The sequence below is a fragment of the Amycolatopsis sp. FDAARGOS 1241 genome, from assembly GCF_016889705.1.
Classification (GTDB): domain Bacteria; phylum Actinomycetota; class Actinomycetes; order Mycobacteriales; family Pseudonocardiaceae; genus Amycolatopsis.
On the sequence record NZ_CP069526.1, the window covers coordinates 8,405,701 to 8,428,783 of the forward strand.

21 protein-coding genes, 4 tRNA genes and 2 pseudogenes are annotated in these 23,083 nt (G+C 70.3%); 10 read left to right on the forward strand and 17 right to left on the reverse strand.

Annotated features, from left to right (window positions below):
- Positions 1-44: 44 nt before the first annotated feature.
- The gene (gene rplJ / locus I6J71_RS40775; RefSeq protein WP_204091728.1) at positions 45-599 is read right to left on the reverse strand and encodes a 50S ribosomal protein L10; all 555 of its coding nucleotides are present in this window, start codon (positions 597-599) and stop codon (positions 45-47) included.
- A gap of 319 nt (positions 600-918) precedes the next feature.
- Between rplJ and I6J71_RS40780 the strand changes: the two genes are divergently transcribed.
- Entirely contained in the window at positions 919-2,031 is a 1,113-nt protein-coding gene (locus I6J71_RS40780) for a hypothetical protein (RefSeq protein WP_370542045.1), read from the forward strand.
- Between the two features lie 57 nt (positions 2,032-2,088).
- Here I6J71_RS40780 and I6J71_RS40785 read toward each other — a convergent pair whose 3' ends face one another.
- The 6 genes from I6J71_RS40785 to I6J71_RS40810 form a co-directional block, all read right to left on the reverse strand.
- Positions 2,089-2,901, reverse strand: a complete 813-nt coding sequence (locus tag I6J71_RS40785; protein WP_204091729.1) for an alpha/beta fold hydrolase — start codon at positions 2,899-2,901, stop codon at positions 2,089-2,091.
- A gap of 69 nt (positions 2,902-2,970) precedes the next feature.
- Complete coding sequence (rplA, locus tag I6J71_RS40790) at positions 2,971-3,690, reverse strand: 50S ribosomal protein L1 (RefSeq protein WP_204091730.1); 720 nt, start codon at positions 3,688-3,690, stop codon at positions 2,971-2,973.
- 193 nt (positions 3,691-3,883) lie between these two features.
- Positions 3,884-4,318, reverse strand: a complete 435-nt coding sequence (gene rplK, locus I6J71_RS40795; RefSeq protein WP_204091731.1) for a 50S ribosomal protein L11 — start codon at positions 4,316-4,318, stop codon at positions 3,884-3,886.
- An 82-nt stretch (positions 4,319-4,400) separates the two neighbouring features.
- Positions 4,401-5,267 carry a transcription termination/antitermination protein NusG gene (nusG, locus tag I6J71_RS40800; RefSeq protein WP_204091732.1) on the reverse strand — a complete coding sequence of 289 codons (867 nt, stop codon included), beginning with the start codon at positions 5,265-5,267 and terminating at the stop codon, positions 4,401-4,403.
- A 79-nt stretch (positions 5,268-5,346) separates the two neighbouring features.
- Positions 5,347-5,781: a preprotein translocase subunit SecE gene (gene secE / locus I6J71_RS40805; RefSeq protein ID WP_204091733.1), complete on the reverse strand. Its 435-nt coding sequence runs from the start codon at positions 5,779-5,781 to the stop codon at positions 5,347-5,349.
- Positions 5,782-5,813: 32 nt separating this feature from the next.
- Positions 5,814-5,886 (reverse strand) — tRNA-Trp (locus I6J71_RS40810).
- A 460-nt stretch (positions 5,887-6,346) separates the two neighbouring features.
- Here I6J71_RS40810 and I6J71_RS40815 point away from each other — a divergent pair.
- Both I6J71_RS40815 and I6J71_RS40820 read left to right on the forward strand, forming a co-directional pair.
- Complete coding sequence (locus I6J71_RS40815; RefSeq protein ID WP_204091734.1) at positions 6,347-7,261, forward strand: TIGR03619 family F420-dependent LLM class oxidoreductase; 915 nt, start codon at positions 6,347-6,349, stop codon at positions 7,259-7,261.
- A gap of 62 nt (positions 7,262-7,323) precedes the next feature.
- Positions 7,324-8,225 (forward strand): annotated as a pseudogene (locus I6J71_RS40820) (SGNH/GDSL hydrolase family protein).
- On the opposite strand, the gene I6J71_RS40825 reads toward I6J71_RS40820, so the two are convergent.
- The 6 genes from I6J71_RS40825 to I6J71_RS40850 form a co-directional block, all read right to left on the reverse strand.
- On the reverse strand, positions 8,222-8,620 hold the full coding sequence (locus I6J71_RS40825; protein ID WP_204091735.1) for a MaoC family dehydratase: 399 nt from the start codon (positions 8,618-8,620) through the stop codon (positions 8,222-8,224). The pseudogene I6J71_RS40820 and the gene I6J71_RS40825 overlap by 4 nt on opposite strands.
- Positions 8,617-9,066: a MaoC family dehydratase N-terminal domain-containing protein gene (locus I6J71_RS40830; protein ID WP_204091736.1), complete on the reverse strand. Its 450-nt coding sequence runs from the start codon at positions 9,064-9,066 to the stop codon at positions 8,617-8,619. The genes I6J71_RS40825 and I6J71_RS40830 overlap by 4 nt, the downstream gene beginning before the upstream one ends.
- A 164-nt stretch (positions 9,067-9,230) precedes the next feature.
- The gene (gene rpmG / locus I6J71_RS40835; RefSeq protein ID WP_020668467.1) at positions 9,231-9,395 is read right to left on the reverse strand and encodes a 50S ribosomal protein L33; all 165 of its coding nucleotides are present in this window, start codon (positions 9,393-9,395) and stop codon (positions 9,231-9,233) included.
- Between the two features lie 49 nt (positions 9,396-9,444).
- A tRNA-Met gene (locus I6J71_RS40840) sits at positions 9,445-9,517 on the reverse strand.
- A gap of 148 nt (positions 9,518-9,665) precedes the next feature.
- Positions 9,666-9,738: transfer RNA gene (locus I6J71_RS40845), tRNA-Thr, on the reverse strand.
- Between the two features lie 79 nt (positions 9,739-9,817).
- On the reverse strand, positions 9,818-12,448 hold the full coding sequence (locus I6J71_RS40850) for a bifunctional diguanylate cyclase/phosphodiesterase (protein ID WP_204091737.1): 2,631 nt from the start codon (positions 12,446-12,448) through the stop codon (positions 9,818-9,820).
- A gap of 252 nt (positions 12,449-12,700) precedes the next feature.
- Between I6J71_RS40850 and I6J71_RS40855 the strand changes: the two genes are divergently transcribed.
- From I6J71_RS40855 to lon, 4 genes and pseudogenes are all read left to right on the forward strand, one after another.
- Positions 12,701-13,639: a GNAT family N-acetyltransferase gene (locus I6J71_RS40855; RefSeq protein WP_204097493.1), complete on the forward strand. Its 939-nt coding sequence runs from the start codon at positions 12,701-12,703 to the stop codon at positions 13,637-13,639.
- A 462-nt stretch (positions 13,640-14,101) separates the two neighbouring features.
- Positions 14,102-14,956, forward strand: a complete 855-nt coding sequence (locus I6J71_RS40860) for an SAM-dependent methyltransferase (protein ID WP_204091738.1) — start codon at positions 14,102-14,104, stop codon at positions 14,954-14,956.
- Positions 14,953-15,788: pseudogene (locus I6J71_RS40865) on the forward strand (SAM-dependent methyltransferase). Before I6J71_RS40860 ends, I6J71_RS40865 begins: the two are co-directional and overlap by 4 nt.
- 133 nt (positions 15,789-15,921) lie before the next feature.
- Positions 15,922-18,324, forward strand: coding sequence for an endopeptidase La (gene lon, locus I6J71_RS40870; protein ID WP_204091739.1), 2,403 nt, complete (start codon positions 15,922-15,924; stop codon positions 18,322-18,324).
- A 46-nt stretch (positions 18,325-18,370) separates the two neighbouring features.
- Here the strand turns inward: lon and I6J71_RS50065 are convergent, their stop codons facing one another.
- The 3 genes from I6J71_RS50065 to I6J71_RS40880 form a co-directional block, all read right to left on the reverse strand.
- On the reverse strand, positions 18,371-18,496 hold the full coding sequence (locus I6J71_RS50065; RefSeq protein WP_255570649.1) for a hypothetical protein: 126 nt from the start codon (positions 18,494-18,496) through the stop codon (positions 18,371-18,373).
- Positions 18,497-18,753: 257 nt separating this feature from the next.
- A complete protein-coding gene (locus tag I6J71_RS40875; protein WP_204091740.1) occupies positions 18,754-19,404 on the reverse strand; it encodes a hypothetical protein in 651 nt (216 codons plus the stop codon).
- Between the two features lie 172 nt (positions 19,405-19,576).
- A tRNA-Tyr gene (locus I6J71_RS40880) sits at positions 19,577-19,658 on the reverse strand.
- Between the two features lie 115 nt (positions 19,659-19,773).
- Between I6J71_RS40880 and I6J71_RS40885 the strand changes: the two genes are divergently transcribed.
- Together I6J71_RS40885 and I6J71_RS40890 are read left to right on the forward strand one after the other, a co-directional pair.
- Positions 19,774-20,265 (forward strand): YajQ family cyclic di-GMP-binding protein, encoded by a 492-nt coding sequence (locus I6J71_RS40885; RefSeq protein ID WP_204091741.1) that lies wholly within the window; start codon positions 19,774-19,776, stop codon positions 20,263-20,265.
- Between the two features lie 143 nt (positions 20,266-20,408).
- The gene (locus tag I6J71_RS40890; protein ID WP_204091742.1) at positions 20,409-20,867 is read left to right on the forward strand and encodes a hypothetical protein; all 459 of its coding nucleotides are present in this window, start codon (positions 20,409-20,411) and stop codon (positions 20,865-20,867) included.
- A 163-nt stretch (positions 20,868-21,030) separates the two neighbouring features.
- Here the strand turns inward: I6J71_RS40890 and I6J71_RS40895 are convergent, their stop codons facing one another.
- Positions 21,031-21,711 carry a hypothetical protein gene (locus I6J71_RS40895; RefSeq protein WP_204091743.1) on the reverse strand — a complete coding sequence of 227 codons (681 nt, stop codon included), beginning with the start codon at positions 21,709-21,711 and terminating at the stop codon, positions 21,031-21,033.
- 214 nt (positions 21,712-21,925) lie between these two features.
- On the opposite strand from I6J71_RS40895, the gene I6J71_RS40900 reads away from it, so the two are divergent.
- Entirely contained in the window at positions 21,926-23,074 is a 1,149-nt protein-coding gene (locus tag I6J71_RS40900) for an exo-alpha-sialidase (RefSeq protein ID WP_204091744.1), read from the forward strand.
- The last annotated feature ends 9 nt before the right edge of the window (positions 23,075-23,083 follow it).

Consider the following 23,083-nt stretch of genomic DNA (forward strand, 5'->3'; position numbering starts at 1 on the left):
GCTTCCTCTCAGAAAAACGAACTAGGCGTTCGGGGTGGGGTGGTTCAGCTCTCGGCGGGTGCTTCGGCTGCTTCGGTACCGGCGGCGCCGCCCTGCTTCTCCTGCAGCGCAGCAGCCAGGCGGGCGACCTGGGACGCCGGCGCCTGGAACAGCGCGGCGGCCTGGGACAGCTTCGCCTTGAACGCGCCCGCCGCCTTGGCGAGCAGGACCTCACGGCTGTCGAGATCGGCGATCTGGTTGATCTCTTCCACGGACAGCGTCTTGCCGTCCATGTAGCCGCCCTTGATCACAAGCGCGTTGTTGTCCTTCGCGAAGTCGCGAAGCGCCTTGGCGGCGTCGACGGCTTCGCCCTCGACGAAGGCGATCGCGGTCGCGCCGACGAACAGGTCCTCGAGACCCTCGATGCCGGCGTCCTCGGCGGCACGCTTCACGAGGGTGTTCTTCGCGACCCGGTACTTGGCACTGGTGCCGAGAGCGCGGCGCAGCTGGGACAGCTGGGACACGGAGAGGCCGGTGTACTGGGTAACGACGGTGGCCGAGCTGCTGCGGAAGCTCTCCGCGATCTCGGCGACGGCCGCCACCTTGTCGGGCTTCGCCATGGTCGCCTCCTCTCTTGGCTAGTGTTTCCACTGGTCCTTCGAGAGCCCCCTGAGACGGAAAAACGCCCACGCGCAGCAGCACGGGGCGTTCGATACGGCACAATCGTGCCGAGCCTCGTTCCTCCTGCGCGGGCCGCCCGCCGTTTCGCGGGACCTTCGTTCCGGGCACTCAGCGAGCACTCGGAAAACCAGCGGTCTTCGGTAGAACCGTCGACCAGTGTACGGGACGGTTCCGGCGGTCGTGGCGGGGCCCCCTCGCTGACCAGCGACAAGCCGCCCGGACTCGGGGATCCGGTCGCCAGCGGGCATCATTGGTGACGTGGCGGAGCAGCGTGATCACGGACAGCCGGACAAGCCGACCGATCCTGCCGAAGGCACACAACCGGTTGCGGAGTGGTTGCCGCAGCCGTCCGGGCAGCCCCCGGCCACGAACCGGTCCTGGAACCCGCAAGACGCGCAGCCGAACGGCCGGCCGCAGCTTTCCGCCCAACCACACCTGAACGTGCCGCAGCCGAACGGCCACCAGCCACCCACCGACGCCGCGCCGGCGTCGAACCTGCCCGCGCTACCGCAACCCGGCGGGCAACCGCCCGCGCCGCAGCAGTCCGGCGCCGAGGCCCAGCCGCAGATCGACCCGGCCGAGCTGGAGCAGTTCCGCCAGTTCCAGCAATTCCAGGACTACCTCCGCTTCACCCAGGCCCAGCAGGGCACCCCACCCGCCCCGCCACCCGACGCCGGCCTCGTCCCCGCGGGCACACGTCAGCCGCAGACCCAGCAGGGCGGCCGGCAGCCCCCCGCACCCCCGAACCACCCCGGCGCACTCGCCCCGTACGACGAGCCGCCCCGCCGTCGCCGTCCGGTGCCACGGTGGCTGAAGCGGCTGGGCGGGAAGGTCCTGGGCTGGCTCATCGTGCTCGTGCTCCTCGGGATCGCCGGCACGTGGGCGTACCGTCACTTCTTCCCCAGTGACGAAGGGAAGTCCTCGGCGCAGATCGCGGCCGAGGGCGGCGGGACCTACCACACGAACCACATCTTCTCGACGAACCCGTACGAGGCCGTGCGGTTCGTCTACCACAACATCGCGCAGGGCCGGGTCCAGGACGCGTGCGGCCGCTTCCGCGAGGACATCCAGACCAAGTTCGCCCAGGACGTCGGCCAGCCCGATTGCCAGGTGGCCGTGCAGAAGCTGCACGCGCAGGTCACCAACCAGAACGACTACGCCGAATCGCTGCCCTCCTACGTGTCCGGCCCGCCGCCCGAGGGGGTGGTCACCATCGACTCGTGCACCTTCGCCGTCCAAGGTGGACCGGCGCTCGGCGTGTTCACCGTGACCCAAGTGGACAAAGGCCAGTGGCTGATCACCGGGCACGCGCCGGGTCCGGAGAAGTGCGGGCCGCCGAGCGCGCCGGGTTCCCCTCCCCCGACGACCTGAGCAGGTCCGCCAGCCCCGCCTCGGTGAACACACGAGCGAGCTGCTCGCGGAGCTCGGCTACGCGGGTGCGGAGATCGCGAACCTCGTCTCCCCCGTGTCCGAGTAGGCGAAGAAGTCCGCGAGGGCGCGGGCGAACGCCGGGTCCGCGACGGCGGTCATGTGGTCGCCCGGGACACGGACGAGGCGGGCGCCCATGATGGCCACCGCGAGGCGTTCGGGCTGGGTGGCGAGGTGGTCGCGCTCGCCGGCGAGGACGAGGGTGGGCGCGGTGATCGCCGTCAGAGCGATGGGGGCGTGGTGGGAGGCGCGCAGGACGGCGGCCAGCGCGGCCACGTCGGCGCCCGTGCGGCGGGCCAGGCGGCGGAAGGGGCGGACCTCGGCCGGCACGTCGGCGTGGTTCTCGGCCAGCAGGCCGTCCGCGAGTTGCTCGGGGTTGACCACGCGCGTGTCCACGCCGCCGAAGTCGATGACACCCGCGCCGACGCCGCCGACCGCCAGGCAGCGCACGCGCTTGTCCGTGGTGGCGACGATCAACGCGACGATCGCACCCATCGAGTAGCCGGCCAGCGACACCTCTTCGAGGCCGAGCTCGTCGAGCAGGGCGGAGACGTCGCGGGCCATCGCGTCGTGGCCGTAGCAGGTGGCGTCGTGCGGTTTGTCCGAGGCGCCGTGGCCGCGGGCGTCGAGGCCGATCACCGTGAAACCGGCGTCGACCAGGGTGCGGACGACGCCCGTGCCGACCCAGTTGACCTGGGCGTCCGCGGCGAACCCGTGGTGGAGCACCACGGGACGGGGGTGCCGGCCGTCGCCCTCCCACACCGTGTAGCTCAGGAGGAGCCCGTCGGGGGCGGTGAAGGTCGTCGTCGGCATAGCTCCATGAGACACGAAAAAAGGGCGGCCACGCGTAATGCGTGACCGCCCTTTCGCGTGATGTGCGACTCAGACAGCCGCTTCCTCGCTCAGGAGGTTGCGGGTGCGCAGCGGGTCGACCGGGATGCCCGGGCCCATCGTCGTGGTGAAGGTGACCTTCTTGACGTAGCGGCCCTTCGCCGACGACGGCTTGGCGCGCAGGATCTCGTCGAGCGCGGCGGCGTAGTTCTCCACCAGCTTCTCGGTGTCGAACGAGGCCTTGCCGATGACGAGGTGCAGGTTGGCCTGCTTGTCGACGCGGAAGTTGATCTTGCCGCCCTTGATGTCCTTCACGGCCTTCTCGACCGCGGGGGTCACCGTGCCGGTCTTCGGGTTCGGCATGAGGCCGCGCGGGCCGAGGATGCGGGCGATGCGGCCCACCTTCGCCATCTGGTCCGGCGTCGCGATCGCGGCGTCGAAGTCGAGCCAGCCACCCTGGATGCGCTCGATCAGCTCGTCGGTGCCGACCGCGTCGGCGCCGGCGGCCTCGGCCTCGGCGGCCTTGTCGCCGACGGCGAAGACGATGACGCGGGCGGTCTTACCGGTACCGTGCGGCAGGTTCACGGTGCCGCGGACCATCTGGTCGGCCTTACGCGGGTCCACGCCGAGACGCATCGCGACCTCGACGGTGGCGTCCATCTTGGTCTTGGACGTCTCCTTCGCCAGCTTCGCGGCCTCGAGCGGCGCGTACAGGCGCTCCTTGTCGATCAGCTCCGCGGCCTGGCGGTAGGCCTTGCTGTGCTTGGTCATGCTTCTGTCCTTAACTTCAGCGGATCAGTGTGGTGGCGAGCCAGCACTGGCTCTCCCACGGTGTCGAATTGCCTCGGCTCCGCCGGGGCGGCGAGATCGCCTTGAGCCGATTTCTTCCTTCCCGATTCCGCTCGGCCCGTGGGGCCGATCGAAATCGCTCAGTCCAGAAACCGGCGCGCTCTCGCGGGGTGCCTCAACCTTCGACCGTGATGCCCATGGAGCGGGCCGTGCCGGCGATGATCTTCGCGGCCTGGTCGATGTCGTGCGCGTTGAGGTCGGTCTCCTTGGTCTTGGCGATCTCGCGGACCTGGTCCCAGGTGACCTTGGCGACCTTGGTCTTGTGCGGCTCGCCGGAGCCCTTCTCCACGCCCGCGGCCTTGAGCAGCAGCTTGGCGGCCGGCGGCGTCTTCAGCTTGAAGTCGAACGACCGGTCTTCGTACACGGAGATCTCGACCGGGACGACGTCCCCGCGCTGCGACTCGGTCGCGGCGTTGTAGGCCTTGCAGAACTCCATGATGTTGACGCCGTGCTGGCCCAGCGCCGGGCCGACCGGCGGGGCCGGGTTGGCCTGGCCCGCCTTGATCTGCAGCTTGATGATCGCCGCAAGCTTCTTCTTCTTGGGTGGCATTACCTTGTGTCCTTCTTGCTGACGTGAGTCCCCCGCACACCTGCCAGTACGCGGGGACTGCCGGTGGGTATTCCCCGACCGGTCAGATCTTGGAGACCTGGTTGAACGAGAGCTCGACCGGGGTCTCCCGGCCGAAGATCGACACCAGGACCTTCAGCTTCTGCCCGTCGACGTTGACCTCGGAGATCGTCGCGGGCAGCGTGGCGAACGGGCCGTCCATGACGGTGACCGACTCGCCGACCTCGAAGTCGACCTCGACCGCGGCGGCACCCGACGGCGCCGACGCCGCGGCGGCCTCGCCCTTGCCGGCCTTCGCCGGGGCTTCCTTCTCGACCTGCGGCGCGAGGAACTTCAGCACCTCGTCCACGGTGAGCGGCGACGGGCGCGAGGTCGCGCCGACGAACCCGGTGACACCCGGCGTGTTGCGCACCGCGCTCCACGACGCGTCGTTCAGGTCCATCCGCACCAGGATGTAGCCGGGCAGCACCTTGCGCTGCACCTGCTTGCGCTGGCCGTTCTTGATCTCGGTGACCTCTTCGGTCGGTACCTCGATCTGGAAGATGTAGTCCTCGACGTCCAGCGTCTGGGTGCGGGTCTCCAGGTTGGTCTTGACCTTGTTCTCGTACCCGGCGTAGGAGTGCACGACGTACCACTCGCCCGGCGCGGCCATCAGCTCGGCGCGCAGCGCAGCGACGGGGTCGTCGGACTCGGCGGCGGGTTCGGCCTCGGCGATCCCGGACTCGACGGGCGCGGCTTCCTCGCCCGCTTCGGTCTCGTCGCTGCCCGTCTCACCGTCGTCTTCGGCGGCTGCGTCGACCTCTTCGCCGGCGTCGGGCACCTCGACGGGCTCGAGGTGAGCGGAGTCCTCGTCGCCGAGTACCTCCTGCACCTGCTCGTCGGAAAGCTCGGTCAGGTCGCGACCGGCTTCTGTGCCGTTGTCGGAGGTCACGTTCCGTCCTCTCAGTTGATCACTTGCCGGGCTCGGGCAGGCCGGCCCGCGCGGCGCACGGTGGCGCGCCTCTTCGGCGTCAGCCGAAGACCAGCCCGATGACCTGCTTGAAGGCCAGGTCGAGGCCGCTCACGAGGGCCACCATGAACACCACGAACACCAGCACGACCGCGGTGTAGGTGACCATCTGCTTGCGATTGGGCCAGATGACCTTGCGCAGTTCCGCCCAGACCTCACGGATGAACCGCATGATCCGCGCGAAGACCGACGCCTTCTTCGGCTTCTGATCCCGCTTCGGGGTCGGCGCACCCTTGGCGTCGGCGGGCTTCGCGACCTTGTCGCCCGCCTTGCCGGACGGCCGCGTGCCGCCCGAACGCGCTTCGGACTTGCCGGACGGGCGGGCGGAAGCGCGGCGCTCGCGCCGAGCCGCGGCGGTCACCGGGCGGGACTCGACCCGGGGCTGCTTGCCCGACTCGTCCTGCTCGTGCTCGCCGCTGGCGTCGCTGTCGCTCACGACCACTCCTCCGCTCCACCAGTTCCCGTACGCAGGGGTGACAGGACTTGAACCTGCAACCTGCGGTTTTGGAGACCGCTGCTCTGCCAATTGAGCTACACCCCTGTGGAGCCCGGTCGCCCGGGCTCCGGAGGACGCATTCCATCGTCCCCACCATCCAGCGGGGACGACCGTAGTGCGTTCCGAGTTCCGAAGTCTACGGCAAGCCGGATCGAGACCCGCAACCGCGCCCCCTTCGATGGTCGGGCACCCCCGCGGGGACCCCCTCGACCTGCCGGCGCAGCCCGTCTGCGACACGCGCGGCACCGGCGGCCGCACCGTGCCAGGATGGCCCCGTGCGCCCATCCGCGATTAATCGGAAAACCGGTTCCAGCGCCGTGGTCAACGCTGCTTCCGCTCCCGTTCTCCCCCGGCCCACGACCGGTGCGCGGGTGCGTCGGAATGCCTTGTGGCATCGGGGAAATCACCGGTCGCTCCCGCTGATTCCATTGAGCTACCGCGAGGTTCGGCCGGGCGTGCGCGATCTTCGTCGTCACGCAAGGAAAACCGTCTTCGAGGAGGCCCGGTGACAGCGTTGCGACTCGGACTCGCCCTGCCGCAGTACGGCAAGCTCGCCGACCCCACGGCCGTCGCCGGATTCGCGGCCGCCGCCGAGGAGCTCGGGTACACCTCGCTGTGGGTCGGCGACCGCGTGCTCACCCCGCTCGAGCCCTCGGACCTGTACCCGGGAGGCGGGACACCGGAGCGGCCCTACCCGCCGGAGTTCGTCCGCTTCGTCGACCCGTTCGTCGCGTTGACGGCCGCGGCGAGCGCCACCCGCTCGGCGCGGCTCGGCACGAGCACGCTGTCCGCGCCGCTGTACACGCCGGTGCTGCTCGCACGCACGCTCACGTCACTCGACCTGCTCTCGGGCGGCCGCGTCGACGCCGGGTTCGGCCTCGGCTGGCTGCGTGACGAGTACACCGCCATCGGCGTGCCGTGGGCCGGCCGCGGCGCGCGCCTCGGCGAGCTGATCGAGGTCCTGCGCACGCTCTGGACCGCCGACCCGGCCGGCCACGACGGCGAACGCTGGCGGATCCCCGATGCGCACGTCGGCTTGCGGCCGGTGCAGAACCCGCACCCGCCCGTGCTGCTGGGCGGGATGTCGGAACGCGCGCTGCGCCGCGTGGGCGCGGTCGCCGACGGCTGGCTCCCGACGCTGCTGCCGAGGGAGTACTTGCGCCGGATGTGGTCCGTGATCACCGCGGCCGCGGCCGAAGCCGGCCGTGACCCGGCTTCGCTGCGGCGCGTGCTGCGGATCAACCCGCGCGAAGGCACGCCCGTCGGCACCGTGACCGACCTCGCCACGAGCCTCAAGGCGGTCGCGGACGAGGGCTTCACCGAAGCGTTCGTGGACCTGCACTACGTCGCGAACGACGTGGCGCACGCGGTGGAACTGGCCGGGGAGCTGCGCGCGGCCGTCGGCGCCCTCGTCGCCTAGGGGTCCGTGATCACCCGGACACCAGTCGTGGCGCCCTCGCGCGGACCGGTAGAAACGATCAGGTGGCGGGGAAGAAGCGCGGCGGCTGCGGGCTGCTGGTCCTGGTGGTCGTGGTCGCGCTGCTCGGCGTGGGCTACTCCAAGGCGAAGCACGGGTCGTCGACCGAGCCGCCGTCGGGCGCGGACACCGGCGGTGGAACCGGGCGCTACGTCGCGCTCGGGGACTCGTACACGTCGGCACCGCGGACCGGGCACCGGCCGGCACGCCGGTGGGCTGCGCCCGTTCGGACAACAACTACCCGCACCTGGTGGCGGCGAAGCTCAAGCCCGCGCAGTTCGTGGACGTGAGCTGCAGCGGTGCCACCACGGCGGACCTCACGGGCTCCCAGCCGACCCAGAACGGCACGAACCCGCCGCAGCTGGACGCCGTCACGTCGGCGACCACGCCGGTGACCCTGGGCATCGGCGGCAACGACGTCGGGTTCATCGCGCTGGCCCCCGGCTGCGTCACCTCGCACCGCGACGGCGCACCGTGCCACGACCGCGTCACCACCGGCGGCCACGACCAGCTCGCGGACCGCATCGAAGCCGTGGCGGGCAAGGTGGGCGCGGTGCTCGACCGGATCCACACCAAGGCGCCCAAGGCCCGCGTCGTGGTCGTGGGCTACCCGACGGTGCTGCCCGACGGCGACGGCTGCCGGCCCGCGCTGCCCCTCGGCTCCGGCGACGTCGCGTACCTGCGCAAGGCGCTGAAGCACCTCGACGACGTGCTTGAGGAGCAGGCCAAATCCCACGGCGCGGGCTACGCCGACACCGCCGGCCCGAGCAAGGGCCACGACGTCTGCACGGGCTCGGACACGCGCTGGATCGAGTGCCTGGCGCCGACGTCGGCGGCCGCCCCGCTCCACCCCAACGCGCGGGGCGAAGCCGAGATGGCGACCGTCGTCGAGTCGGTGGTGAGCTAACCGCGCACGAGCGCCTGTGGCTTGCCCAGCACGGTCTTGCCGTCGAACTTGACGACCAGGTCCACGCGGGCGACGCCGTCGTCCGAGATGGCGCCGACCTTGCCGGTCATCTCCACGAGGGCGCCCTCGGCGTCGTCGGGGACCACGACGGGGCGCGTGAAGCGGGCGCTGAAGTCCAGAAGGCGCGTGGGGTCGCCGAGCCAGTCGCTGACGACGCGACCGGCCAGCGCCATGGTGAGCATGCCGTGGGCGATCACGTCGGGCAGGCCGACTTCCTTGGCGAAGCGCTCGTTCCAGTGGATCGGGTTGAAGTCCAGCGCGGCGCCCGCGTAGCGGACCAGCTGCTCGCGCGTGACGCGGACCTCCAGCGGAGGCAGTTCGTCGCCGACGTTCACGCGTCCTCCCCTCGCACCACGAGCTGCGCCCGCGTGGTGCAGACCAGCCTGCCCTCGGCGTCGGTGATCGCCGCGCTGACGTTGATGAAGTCGTTGCCGGCCCGGGCCATGATGTTCTCGATGGTCGCCGAGATCTCCAGCGTGTCGCCCGCGTGCACCGGACGCTCGTAGGTGAAGCCCTGGTCGCCGTGGACCATGCGCGAGTAGTCGAGTCCGAGCTCCGGATCGGCGACGATCCCGTTGACCTTGGGCAGGTTCAGGATCGTGAGGAACGTCGGCGGCGCGACCACGTCCGGGTGGCCGGCCGCGCGGGCCGCCTCGGGGTCGCGGTAGATCGGGTTGCGGTCACCGATCGCGTCGGCGAACTCCCGGATCTTCTCCCGGCTCACTTCGTACTTGCTGTCGGGCGGATAGCTCCGCCCGATGAACGACTGGTCCAAAGGCACCCGCAGAGGCTAGCCGACCAGCGCCGCGCCGCCGTCCGCCACTCGGCCGCTTGCGACACCGGTCACGGCGGTCCCGAACGGGCTCCCGAACCGGCGCTGGACAGCGAAAAGCCGCCCCGGCGCAGTGCCGGAGCGGCGTCTCGAAGCTGGGAGAACCGCCTACGTCAGCGGGTCTCTTTGTGAGTCCGGTGCGTACCGCAGTTCGGGCAGAACTTCTTCATCTCCAAGCGGTCCGGGTCGTTGCGCCGGTTCTTCTTGGTGATGTAGTTGCGGTGCTTGCACTCTTCGCACGCCAGCGTGATCTTGGGTCGCACGTCGGTGGCAGCCACAGCGTTTCCTTCTCTCTCAGATCCGGGGGCCAGCCCCGTCGTTACCGCGTAGCGGTGGCCGGACTTGAACCGGCGACACAGCGATTATGAGCCGCTTGCTCTGCCAACTGAGCTACACCGCCATAACCAACGCCCACCCTGCCAGCGCAACCCCCGTTGAGGGTCCAGGGGGCGAAGCCCCTTGGCGGGGTCTGGGGGTTCGACCCCCAGACGGACGCCGCGAAGCGAGCTAGACTTGCGTTTCCCGCAAGCATAGCTCGCCCACTCGCGAGCCCCTTTACGGAATCGAACCGTAGACCTTCTCCTTACCATGGAGACGCTCTGCCGACTGAGCTAAAGGGGCTTGCCTCTTGCGAGGACTCTGAAAGATTAGCAAGGGGCGTCACCCGGCTGTGCAACCGGGGTCGGCTAACGGCAAAACCTCAGGTCAGCAAGGTCAGCACCGTCTCCGAGTGCCGGCCCGGGGAGCGCGCCGTGCGGGCCTGCAGCCAGGCCTCCAGGCGGTCCTCCGGCAGCGGCCGCGAGATCAGGTACCCCTGCGCGACGTCACAGCCCATCGCCTCGAGCTGGTCGCGGGCGACGTCCTCTTCGACGCCCTCCGCAACGACCGTCAGGCCCAGTGAGTGACCCAGCTCGACGATCGAGCGCACCACCGCGAGATCGCCGAGGTCGGTGCCCATGCCGAGCACGAAGCTCTTGTCGATCTTGACCTGGTCCACCGGCAGCTGGCGCAGGTACGCGAGCGACGAGTAGCCCGTGCCGAAGTCGTCGACCGCGAGCACGATGCCGAGCGAGTGCAGTTCGCGGAGGATCGGCAGGGCCTTCTGCGGGTCGGACATCACGCCGGACTCCGTGAGCTCGAACGTGAGCAGCTCGGGCGGCACGTCGTAGCGCTCCAGCTCGCGCTGCACCTTCGCCGGGAAGTCCTCGTCCGCCAGGTTGCGCACGGACAGGTTCACGGCCGCGGAGATGCGCAGGCCCTCGTCGAGCCACTTGCGCACGCGCTTGAGCGACGCCTCCAGCACGAAGGACGTCAGCACGCCGATCAGGCCGGCCGCTTCGATGGCGGGCACGAACTCGTCGGGGCCCAGGCGGCCGAACTCCGGGTGCACCCAGCGCACCAGCGCCTCGACGCCCTGCACCTGACGGTTGGGCAGCGTGATCTTGGGCTGGTAGTGCACGGATACGTGCCCGTCCTCCAGCGACTGCCGGAACTGCGTCACCATCTGGAACCGGCGCAGGAAGATCTGGCCCATGCTCGGCACGTAGCCGCGCACCTCTTCGCCACCGCGGGTGGCGCGGACGGCCACGTCGGCGCGCTGCAGCAGGCCGTCGACGTCGACCGCGTCGCCGTCTTCGGCCGAGGTGGTGGCGTAGCCGATCATCGCGTTGGCCTCGACCGAGAGCCGGTCGACGGGGTACGGCGCGGAAAGCTGCGTGCGCAGCCGTTCGGCGGCCGCGTGGGCGTTCTCGGGTGTGCACCCCACGAGCAAGGCGGCGAAGGACGCGCCCTCCAGCCGGGCGAGCGGCACGTCGGGGCCCAGCGCGTCGCGGATGCGGCGACCGGCGGCGATCACCATCCGGTCGGCCCACGAGTAGCCCAGCGCGTCGCTGACGGTCGAGAAGACGTCGAGGTCGATGCGCAGCACCACCGCGTTGGCGAAGTCGCGCAACGGCTCCTTGGCGACCTGCTGGAAGCCCGGCCGGTTGAGGTGGCCGGTGAGCGGGTCGTGGTACGCGTCGTGGCGCAGGGTCGCGAGCAGGCGCCGGTTGTCCAGCGACGTCGCGAGGTGGCTGGCCATCGTGCCGAGCAGCTGCACGTCGTACTTGCCGAACCCGCGCCAGCGCGAAAGCCGGTCGTGGGCCTCGACAACGCCCAGTAGCTGGTTCGCGCTGCGCAGCGGCACCACGAGCGCCTCCTGCGCGCCGCGGTTGAGCAGCGCCGCGCGGACGTCGGGGTTGGCCTCGGTGATGCGGAAGTGGCGCACGTGCGCGCCGGGCAGGCGCTGCAGCGGGTCGTCGGCGTTCGGGTCGACGGGCGGCAGTTCGTCGCCGGCCACCACGACGCGCATGGTGTCCTTCGCCTCCAGGCGCAGTCGCAGCACGACGCGCCCGGCCGCCAGCTGGTCCTTGATCCGCTCGGCGATGGTGGCCCACTCGCGCACGTCGACGCCGCCCACGAGTTCGTCGGCGCGGCTCGCCGGGCGCGCGGCGGCCTGCTGGCCCGAGCGCGCCACCATGAGGCTGACGTCCGAGAGCGCCTCCATGTCCCGTTGCTCGCGCAGCAGGTCGGAGTAGGCCCAGTACAGCGCGGTGAGGCCCAGGAACACTGCCAGCACCAACGGCCATGCCTGCGGGGTGTTCGCGATCACCAGGTAGCCCGACAGGCCGACCGACGCGTTCACGAACCCGACCACGAGGATGCGGCCGGTGAGCCGGATGGCGGTGCTCACGCGCATGCGGCGGCGCAGCACGCGCACGGCGGCCAGCGCCAGCAGCGTGCTGACCAGCGGCGCGGTGAGGGTGCCCGCCAGCGCGGCGACCCACGGCATGGTTTCGCCGCCGCCGACGGCCTGTTTCACCAGCCCCGCGATGGCGAACGCGCCGGTGATCTCGAGCAGGAACGCGCCCGCGTTGTAGAGGACGCGCCCGGCCACCTTCCGGGCGAGCAGCGTGCCGATGCCCGCGACCAGGTGCGCGGCCAGCACGACCTCGAAGGGCGCGACGAAGAAACCGATTACCAGCGGAATTTCTGTGAACGAGATCGTCCACGAGATGCCGCTGCGGACGTCGACGTTGATGCCCAGCTGTTCGGCGAGCAGGAACGCGAGCGCGAGCACTGGTCCGATCCACCAGAGCTTCGCCGAGCCGTGAAAGGGCAACCACGACCCGACCGCGAAGGCGGTGATCAGGCCGAGACCGAGGACTGCGAAGGTGTAGACCCGGAACCGGCGTTCGTCCGTGCGGGCCTCGGCGAAGGTCCCGGAAACGGCGCCCCCCTTGCCCTGTTTCGCCCCTGGGGCGGCATCAGGCCTGCCGTTGCTGTCCGGCATCCGACCTTCCTTCCCGGCTGGCCACCGGTCGCGCTCGTCCGTGACGTCAGGTGTGGACAAGGGCCATACCGTACCCCGTAGGGCGTACCCGTGTCCCTTTCGAGACAGTAGGAGATCACCCCAGGGTTAACAATGGGCGTGTGGCGCTGACCTGCGTGGACCAAGGAGTGAAACTGCCCGTTCGTGCCTGATCCGGCGCTGTGGGGTGTGTCCAGGGGTGCCGCCGGGCAATGCGGAGCGACAATGAAGTACATGCACAACGACGTGACAGCCACCGGGCACGCGGCGCGCATCGCCACGGTGGACGCGCTGCTTCCCGCGCCCCTCCCCTTCGAGGTCCACGGCGAGGCCACACTCCTGTCGGCGCAGGTCGGGGACACCACGGCCGCCGGGCTGGCCACCAGCACCGAACTCGGCCCGGACAGCCCCCGGTCGATCTGGCGAGCGCTGGCCGAACACCGGCTCGAGGTCCAGCTGGCCGGTCCCGACCCAGCCGCCGGCCTCGGCGCGTTGCTCACTCGATGGGATGAACACCTGGGGACCATCGCCCGGCCGGGGGATCCCGAGTGCGCCGCGGTGCTCTCGCGGCCGAGCCGCGACACCGCCGGCACCACCGAACTGCTCCGCCACGGCTTCGCGCCCGTCGGCGTGATCGCCGTCCGCCCGGCCGAGCGCATGGCCGCGCCCGGCCCCGCGACGACCCCGGGCGTCTGCATCCGCCACGCGACACCGGACGACCTCGGCACAGCCATGCGCCTGATGCTGGAGCTGCAGCGCTACGACTCGCAGTTCGGCAAGGTCACGGTGCGCCCGGGCATCGAGGAGCTCGTGAGCAAGGAGCTGCAGCGCCAGCTCGAACGCCCGGAGTCCCAGGTGTGGATCGCCGAGCTCTACGGCAAGGCGCTCGGGATGGTCGTGCTGCAGATGCCCGACGAAACGGCGTGGATCAAGCACCGCGTGGCCGCCGAGCGCATCGGCTACCTGTCGTCGCTGGCCGTCGCCGAGGCCGCCCGCTCGGCGGGCGTCGGCACCGCGCTGGCCGCCCACGCGCACCAAGTCTTCGACGAGGCCGGCGCCGACGTCGTGCTGTTGCACACCGCAGTGCCCAACCCGCGGTCGACGCCGTTCTGGTACGCGCAGGGTTACCGGCCACTGTGGACCGGGTGGCAGCGCCGGCCCGCCGTGCGCTGAGTTCTGCCGGTTTGGCGGCAGGTGTGCAGGCCGGTGCGCGACGAAGTGGAGCAATCCACAGCACAGCCCAGTGGTGGACAACCAGGGCGTGTCCGACCGGGTCTGACGATGCCTTGGGCCAGCTGATCACCGCGCGGAGGACAACTGCGCGGCGGTGAACGATGGCCGGCCAGTCGCAGCGCAGGCCCAGATCGTCTGCCACGGACCGAACACCGCCGGCGCGTACCGTCAGGCGATCCCACATCGATACCGGTGGATGACGCTCGACCATCGCCCGCGCATCCGAGAACGGCCGGCTGTCCCGCCCGTTTGCCCCGACGCGGATTCGGCGTTCCTCCGAGACGCTCGCCACGCGTTCCGGCCGCGTTCGTTTGCAGCGCGGCACCGGGTTCTCCGTCTCCGCGGACCGCGCCGTCGTGGGTGCTCGCTAGTCTGGCCACCGACGACGAGGGGAGACCCGACGTGAGCGATCAGCCGGCGTCCGCGCCGAAGGCGCCCGAAGGCGTCGACACCGAGAAGCCGTCGGCGGCGCGGATCTACGACTGGTACCTCGGCGGCACCCAGAACTGGGCCGTCGACCGCGAGTTCGGCCGGCGCGTCGAGCAGCAGTGGCCCCTGGTGCGGCCGGGCGCGAAGCAGAACCGCGAGTTCATGAACCGCGTGGTGCGCGGCGCGCTGGCCGCCGGGATCCGGCAGTTCGTGGACCTCGGCTCGGGCGTGCCGACGGCCGGCAACGTCCACGAGGTCATCGAGGCCGAGCTCGACGACGAAGACCGCGCGACCGTGCTGTACGTGGACTACGAGCCCGTGGCCGTCGCCCACGCGACGCTGATCCTCGAAGAGGGCGCGGCCACCGACTGGGCCGGCATCCTGCAGGCGGACCTGCGCGATCCGAAGTCCGTGCTGCGCGCGCCGACCACGCGCGAGTACATCGACTTCAGCCGGCCGGTGTGCCTGCTGATGATGGCCGTGCTGCACTTCGTCGGCCCGGACGACGACCCTGACGGCCTGGTCAAGGCGTACCGCGACACGCTCGCGCCCGGCAGCTGGCTCGCGATCTCGCAGATGAGCGAGGGCAACGGCAGCGGCCCGGCGCTCGACGGTCTGCGCTGGTTCGTGGAGCAGTACCGCAAGACGAGCAACCCCGTGTGGATGCGCGACCGCGAGGAGATCGTGCCGTTTTTCGGCGGGTGGCCGCTGCTTGAACCGGGCATCGTGCACCTGCCTGACTGGCGGCCCGAGCGCGAGCTCAACGCGGTCGAGGCCGAGGCCCGGCCGTTCGCTTGGTGCGGCGTCGCCGAGAAGCCGGCGGAGTGAGCGCACCGGAAGGCCCCGCGGGCGTGGACGTCGAGAAGCCCTCGGCTGCGCGGGTCTACGACTGGTACCTGGGCGCGACCAGAACTGGGCCGTCGACCGCGAGTTCGGCCGGCGCGTGGAGAAGGTGTGGCCGCTGATCCGGCCGATCTCGAGGCAGAACCGCGCGTTCACGAACCGCGTGGTGCGCGCGGCGCTCGACGCGGGGATCCGGCAGTTCGTGGATCTCGGCTCGGGGGTGCCGACGGCGGGCAACGTGCACGAGATCGTGCGCGAGCGGCTGCCGGAGGACGAAGGCGCGACCGTCGTGTACGTGGACTACGAGCCGGTGGCGGCGGCGCATTCGCGCGTGATCCTCGAACGCGAGGGCGCCGGCGACCGGGCGGGCCTCGTGCAGCGCGACATCCGGGACCCGAAAGCGCTCTTCGCCGACGAGACGACAAAGCGGCTCATCGACTGGTCCGAACCCGTGTGCCTGCTGATGATCACCGTGCTGCACTTCATCGGCCCGGACGACGACCCCGACGGGCTGATGGCGACCTACCGTTCGAAGCTCGCTCCGGGTTCGTGGCTCGCCGTGACGCACGCCACGTGCCGCGACGACGCGCCGCCGGACCGCGCAGCCGAGGTGAAGGCGTTCATCGAGGCGTACCGCGACACGAGCAACCCGGCGTACCTGCGCTCGGACGCGGAGATCCTGCCGTGGTTCGGCGGCTGGCCACTGCTGGATCCGGGGATGTCGGCGCTGCCGGACTGGCGCCCGGAACAGCCGGTGTCGGCGCTGGAGGCCCAGACACGGCCGTTCGCGTGGTGCGCGGTGGCCGAGCGGCCCTGACGTGGCGCACGCCTCAGCGCGGAGCCTCTTTCCCAGGTCAGCGGCACGTCCGCTGCCAGCGAACACTCCTCGGGAAACAAACCCGCCCCAGAGATAGTTGAGCACTGCAGACTCAACTATCCGAGGAGTGCACATGTCTGATCCCCGCCTCCTGCCCGTGCTCCCGCTCGATGACGACGTCGTGCTGCCGGGCATGGTGGTCCCGCTCGACTTCACCGATGTCGAGATCCGGGGCGCGGTGGAGTCCGCCCAGGCCAAGACGCCCGCGACGGCGTCGTTCCCCGGCATCCGCTCCGGCGCGGCCACCAAGGCCGAAGTGCTGATCGTGCCCCGGGTCCACGGCGAGTACGCCGAACTCGGCACGGTCGCGACCGTCGAGCGCATCGGCCGGGTTCCCGGCGGCAAGGCCGCCGTGCTCCTGCGCGGCACCGGCCGCGCCGTGGTGGGCCGCATCGCGGACGGTCCCGGCGCCGCGCGCTGGGTCCACGCCGACGAGGCAACCGAATTCACCGACGACCGCTCCGCGCAGCTCGCCACGGAGTACAAGGCTGTGGTCATCTCGCTGCTCCAGCAGCGCGGTGGCTGGCAGATGATCGACGCCGTCCAGCAGGTCGAGGACCCGTCGGCGGTGGCCGACCTGTCCGGCAACGCGCCGTACCTGAAGACGGAGCAGAAGATCGAGCTGCTGACCACGCTCGACGTGAGCAAGCGGCTCGAGAAGGCCATGGAGTGGAGCAAGGAGTACCTCGCCGAGCTCGAAGTGACCGACACCATCCGCAAGGACGTCCAGGAGGGCATGGACAAGCAGCAGAAGGAATTCCTGCTGCGCCGCCAGCTCGAGGCGATCCGCAAGGAGCTCGGTGAGCTCGACGGCACCGACAAGGACGACGACTACCGCGCCCGCGTCGAGGCCGCCGAACTGCCCGACAACGTGAAGAAGGCCGCGCTGGCCGAGGTCGACAAGCTGGAGCGCACCTCCGAGCAGTCACCCGAGGGCGGCTGGATCCGGACCTGGCTCGACACGGTGCTGGAGCTGCCGTGGAACGAGCGGACCGAGGACGTCTACGACATCGCCGCCGCGCGCGCCGTGCTCGACGCGGACCACGCGGGCCTCGACGACGTCAAGGAGCGGATCATCGAGTACCTGGCCGTGCGCAAGCGTCGTGCGGAGTCGGGTCTCGGCCCGATCGGCGGCCGTCGTTCGGGTGCGGTGCTGGCGCTCGCCGGTCCTCCCGGGGTCGGCAAGACGTCGCTCGGCGAGTCGGTCGCGAAGGCGATGGGCCGCAAGTTCGTCCGTGTCGCCCTCGGTGGCATCCGGGACGAGGCGGAGATCCGCGGGCACCGGCGCACGTACGTCGGCGCGCTGCCCGGCCGCGTGGTGCGGGCCATCAAGGAGGCCGGTTCGATGAACCCGGTCGTGCTGCTCGACGAGATCGACAAGGTCGGCGCCGACTACCGCGGCGACCCGACGGCCGCCCTGCTGGAGGTGCTGGACCCGGAGCAGAACCACACGTTCCGCGACCACTACCTCGAGGTGGAGCTGGACCTGTCCGACGTCGTGTTCCTCGCGACGGCCAACGCGCTGGAGACCATCCCCGGCCCGCTGCTCGACCGCATGGAGCTCGTCACGCTCGACGGGTACACCGAGCACGAGAAGGTGACGATCGCCCGTGACCACCTGCTCCCGCGCGAGCTGGAGCGCGCCGGCCTCGCGTCCGGCGACGTGGTGATCGCCGACGAGGCGTTCAGCCGGATCGCCGCCGAGTACACCCGCGAGGCGGGCGTGCGCGACGCGAACCGCACGATCGCCAAGCTGCTGCGCAAGGTCGCGACGAAGGTGGCTCTGGACGAGGTTTCGCTGCCGGTTTCCGTGAGCGCCGCCGATCTGGAGAAGTACCTGGGCCGCCCGCGGCACGTGCCGGAGTCGTCGCTGCCGACCTCGACCCAGCGCACGTCGATCCCCGGCGTGGCAACGGGTCTGGCCGTGACGGGCGCGGGTGGTGACGTCCTGTACATCGAGGCGTCGCTGAACGACCCCGAGAGCGGCTCGACGGGTCTGCAGCTCACCGGCCAGCTGGGCGACGTGATGAAGGAGTCCGTGCAGATCGCGCTCTCCTACCTGCGTTCGCACGGCGCGGAGCTCGAGCTGCCCGTCAGCGACCTGAAGGACCGCGGCATCCACGTCCACGTCCCCGCGGGCGCGGTGCCGAAGGACGGCCCCTCGGCCGGCGTCACCATGACGACGGCTCTCGCCTCGCTGCTCTCGGGTCGCGTGGTGCGGGCGGACGTCGCGATGACCGGCGAGGTCTCACTGACCGGCCGCGTGCTGCCGATCGGTGGCGTGAAGCAGAAGCTGCTCGCCGCCCACCGGGCCGGGATGAAGACCGTGATCATCCCGCAGCGCAACGAGCCGGACCTGGACGACGTGCCCGCCGAGGTGCTGTCGCAGCTGGACGTGCACGCCGTGGCGAACGTGCGTGAGGTCCTGGAACTGGCCCTGACACCGGCTTCGTCGGAGGTTCCGGCGGCAGCTTGATCCACGTGCCGGAAGGCCCCCGTTTCCCTTGGGAGACGGGGGCTTTTCACTTCTCGAAGGCCTCCACCACGACCCGTGCGCCCTCGCCCGCGGCGAAGTGGGCGGCGCGCCGCTCGAGGTCGGCCAGCTGGGCCGCGGCGTGCGGACACGGGAACCCGAACCGCTCCCGCACCCGCTCTGACGCGACCCGTCAACGCCGCCCTGCGGCGCTCGACGAACTCCGCGACCGAGTACCCCTCCCCCGCGGCGAAGTGCTCTTCGACCACAGTGGACGGTGAGTAGCACCGCTGCACCGAATCATCCGGCCACCGCACTCGGAACACGACTTCGGGCATGGTGGCTCCTCGCGGCTCTCCTGGCGCGCCTGAGTGGACACCACCCGTGTTTCCCGGATGTTGCGGGAGACTGGGATGTGAGCACTGCCACTGCTCAGAGGTCGAGCTTGCGCCATTCGAACCGCTGCCGCCACGACGGATCGCCCGTGGCGAAGCCGGTGAAGGCCGTGATGACGTCGTCGAGGGAGCGGACGTCGGTGCGGTGGTGGCGGTCCGGTGAGCCGTCGCGGTGTTCGAGGGCGTAGTGGCGGGCCGGGGCGCCCGCGGACTTGCCCTGGCCGACCTGGACGTAGGAGTCGCCGCGTTCGAGGACGGCGTACCAGTTGGTGCGGGACAGGCGTTCCAGGGCGCGGCGAATGGCGATGGCGTCCGGGTTTTCGGCGTGGGAGCCGTCGCAGGACGTGAGGGTGAGGGCGCCGGGGTGGTGGACCGCGCCGGATTGCGGGTCGTAGGCCACGAGGCCGTGGCGGCGGGCCAGGTCGAGCACGAAGCGCCGCACGGCCTCCGCATGTGCCCGGGCGATGGGCATGACGACGGCGTCGGCGAACTGGCTCAAGCCGGCGTTCCACGGCGACCGCTCGGGATCGTCGGCGTCGACCAGCTCCGGGTACTGGGCCGTCAGGTCGCGGTAGAACGCCGCGACCTGCGGCTGCCGGACGCCGTCGGGCTCGTTGTCGGCGAGCCGGTCGTACCGGGCCTTCGGCTCGGTGTCGGCAGCGGACCACACGACCAGATCGAAACTCACGCTAAACCTCTCCCCCAGGCGAGACCGTGAGTCTACGGCCTCGCCTGGGGGAGGCGGCGCAGTGTGGCCAGCGCGAAATGAATGTCGATGTGGACTACGACGATCACCGGGCATGAGTCGCGTGAACATGGAAGCGCCCCCGGACCGTGCTGATCGGGGGGCGCTTGCGGTGTGGCAGGTGAGGGATTCGAACCCCCGAAGGCTGAGCCGTCTGATTTACAGTCAGATCCCTTTGGCCGCTTGGGTAACCTGCCCAGGCCGGGTGACCGGCCGGGTAGAAGGATACCCAACGGCCGGACCCGAGGATCAACCGGGTGGCAGGGTCTAGGCTGGTGGCCCCTGACGAGCGAGTACGAGGTGTGAGGACACGTGGCGGATCCCTCTTTCGACGTGGTGAGCAAGGTCGACCGCCAGGAGGTGGACAACGCCCTGAACCAGGCGAGCAAGGAGCTGGGCACGCGGTTCGACTTCCGGGGCACCGGGACGACCATCAGCTGGGCGGGCGAGGAAGCCCTCACTATCGAGTCGGAGACCGAGGAGCGGGCGCTCGCCGCCGTGGAGGTCTTCAAGGAGAAGCTGATCAAGCGCAACATCTCGCTCAAGGCGTTCGAAGCCGGCGAGCCCGCGCTCTCCGGCAAGACCTACAAGATCGGCGGCAAGATCCTCCAGGGCATCGCCTCCGACAAGGCCAAGCAGATCGCCAAGTTCATCCGCGACGAAGGCCCGAAGGGCGTCCAGGCCCAGATCCAGGGCGACCAGCTGCGGGTGTCGGGCAAGAAGAAGGACCAGCTGCAGGACGTGATCGCGTTGCTGAAGGGGAAGGACTTCGAGATCGCGTTGCAGTTCACCAACTACCGGTGACGCACCCTCGTTGACCTGCGGGTATCCGCTAGCGGGTGCCCGTGGGTACAACCCAGCGCCGGCGTCCGGCCGATGTAGCTGCGCGATCTCACCGAACCGGAGCACTGGTGGACTCCTCATCGCCGCCTACCGGGTGCTGGACGGTGCCACGTGGAGCGACCGGTTTCCGCGACGTCGGAGCGAGCCCGCTACCCAGCACCGACCGGAAGGCCTTCGCGGCGCTCACCCATGACACGGCCCGGCTGCTCGGCGCCACGGTGGAGCAGATCACCGCGCCGGAGCTGTACAGCACCTTCCACACAGCGACGCTCACCCATCGCGGACAGCAGCAGCGACGGTTCGCCATCGTGTGCCACCGTCATGTCCCCGTGCTCGCCCTCGCCGAGCCGGTCACGGGCTGGGGTCCGGTCACCATCATCGAAGACGCGGTCATCCAGGCAGCGCTTGCGACTCAGACGTCGTTCCGGCTTCTCACCATCGACGAGCTCACCAGCCCGCTGAACCGCGCCGACCTGTCCGCTCTGGCCAAAGCCGAACTGCGCCAGATCGCGCACTGGAAGCCACGCACCATCAGCGACCTGCTGTTCAACCACTGGGACTGACCGCGGCCTCCACCGACTGCGTTCGTGGCGAAGCCCGGTAAAGGCGGTACCGGGCACAAATCCGCGGCACCGAAGGCCAATCCTGAGCCAAACGCCGCCGCGACTCCCGAGCGCGGGAGGCGCTCGGCGCGTGAAGACCCACCCGGTGGGCGGTGACTACAGGTCACTGCGGGGTGAGCGTCCACTGGCCGTCCCACGCCTCCACCTGCACGTAAGTCGGGCCCGGGACCGGGAATGAACCGGTGTAGGGGCCGATCTGGTTCACCACCAGGGCCATCGTGCCGCCGCCCTGGACCCAGACGGCGGTGTCGCCCCGGTTCTTCGCGGTGAACGACGCGAGCGAAACGTCCGGCGGGATGGCCACGACGGCGTCACCCTTGCCCGTATACGGCTTGCCGGCCGGGGCGGTCGGGAGGGTGCGGTGGTCGGAGACCGTGACGGTCCAGGCGGCATCTGCGGAAACGCTGAGGGTGTGCGACGGCTTGGCTGATTCGCGGACGTTGAACCAGACCGTGCCGTGGTAGGCGCCGATGGCGTTGACGAGCAGACCTTCGTCGCCGTCGGTGTGGACGATGACGTTGGACGCGCAGTGCGGGCAGTCGAAGGTCAGGAACCCGGGGACGTCGGCGGGCCAGGAGAGGGTGACGGTGCCGTCGCCCTTGCCGGTGTGGGTTTCCGTCGGGGCCTCCAGGCGGCGGGGTGGCGGGGCCGGTGACGACGACGGAGCCGAGTGGCCGCCCAGCGACCCCAGGAGCACACCGCGCCCCGACGGCTGCACGCTGCACGAAGCCGTGACCAGCGCGATCAGCACCACGGCGGCAACGCGCCCGGCGATCCGCGTCATTTCCCGTTCCCCCTCGTGAGCCACCGCGCGGCCCTCCGCTGATCTTTCGTCACCCTTCGACGATCCGTTACCTCCTCCTGACACCCGATCGAGCAGCCGAAACCCCACGACCGGGTGGAGTCTGCGCGCTGACCTGCGGAAGCGCCGCAAAACGGCCCGGGCCGAGGCCGGTTGCGTGGTGTAATCGCGCGGCCACCCGTGAGAGAGGTTCAGGATGCGCCGTTGGACACCAGTGATCGCCCTCCTCACCTCGCTGGTGGTGATCGCCGCCGGGCTCACGCCCGCGTCCGCCGTGGTCGACAAGCAACAGCTGGTGCCGGGCTACGGCTCGTACGCGCGGCTGATCCGGCTGCAGTACTCGCCGTTCGGGCGCGGCCACATCCTGGCGTCGCTCACGAGTGAGGACGCCGGCGGCAAGTTCACGCCCATCATGGAGAGCACCGACGAAGGCGCTTCGTTCCACGAGATCGGCGAGATCCGCGACCCCGACGGCAAGCTCGGCGAGTGCTGCGGCACCCTGTACGAACTGCCGCAACGCGTCGGGCGGCTGCGCGCGGGCACCGTGCTGTGGGCCGCGAGCTACCGGCAGGACGCGGGCGCGCAGCGGCGCATCGGGATCAAGGTCTGGGCCAGCATCGACGGGGGGAAGCACTGGTCGTTCCTGGCGGAGGCCGCGCGGTCGCACAACCACGACGGCATATGGGAGCCGGAGTTCAACGTCGACGCAGGCGGCACGCTCTGGCTCCACTACGCCGACGAGACGCAGGCCCCGAAGTACGCGCAGGTGCTCAACCGCGTCGCGACGACCGACGGCGTCCGCTGGGGCACGAAGCAGCTGACGATGGCCATCCCGCCCGACCGCGTCCGCCCGGGCATGCCGATCATCCGCCGCCTGCCGGACGGGCGGTACTGGTTCAGCTACGAGATCTGCAACTACGGCGACCGCTACTGCGACCCGTACTACAAGATCTCGGACGACGGTGCGAACTGGGGTGATCCCGCCGACCCGGGCACGCGCGTCATGACCGCAAACGGCGACTACTTCCAGCACGCGCAGACCGTCTCGCTCTTCCCCGGCGGTCCCCACGGCGTGCGGCTGGTGATGGTCGGGCAGATCTTCACCGACGCGAAGGGCGTGCCGCAGCCGGGCAACGGCCAGGTGCTGCTCGCCAACGACAACCTCGGCCAGGGGAACTGGTACCCGCTGCCGGCACCCATCGCCATCAGCGGCATCTACAACAACTTCTGCCCCAACTACTCCTCGACGCTCCTGCCGGTGGACGGTGGCAAGAACGTGCTGGAGATCGCGACCGAGTACAACCTCGGCTGCAAGGCCTACTTCGGCAAGGGTCCGATGGGCTGAGACACTCAC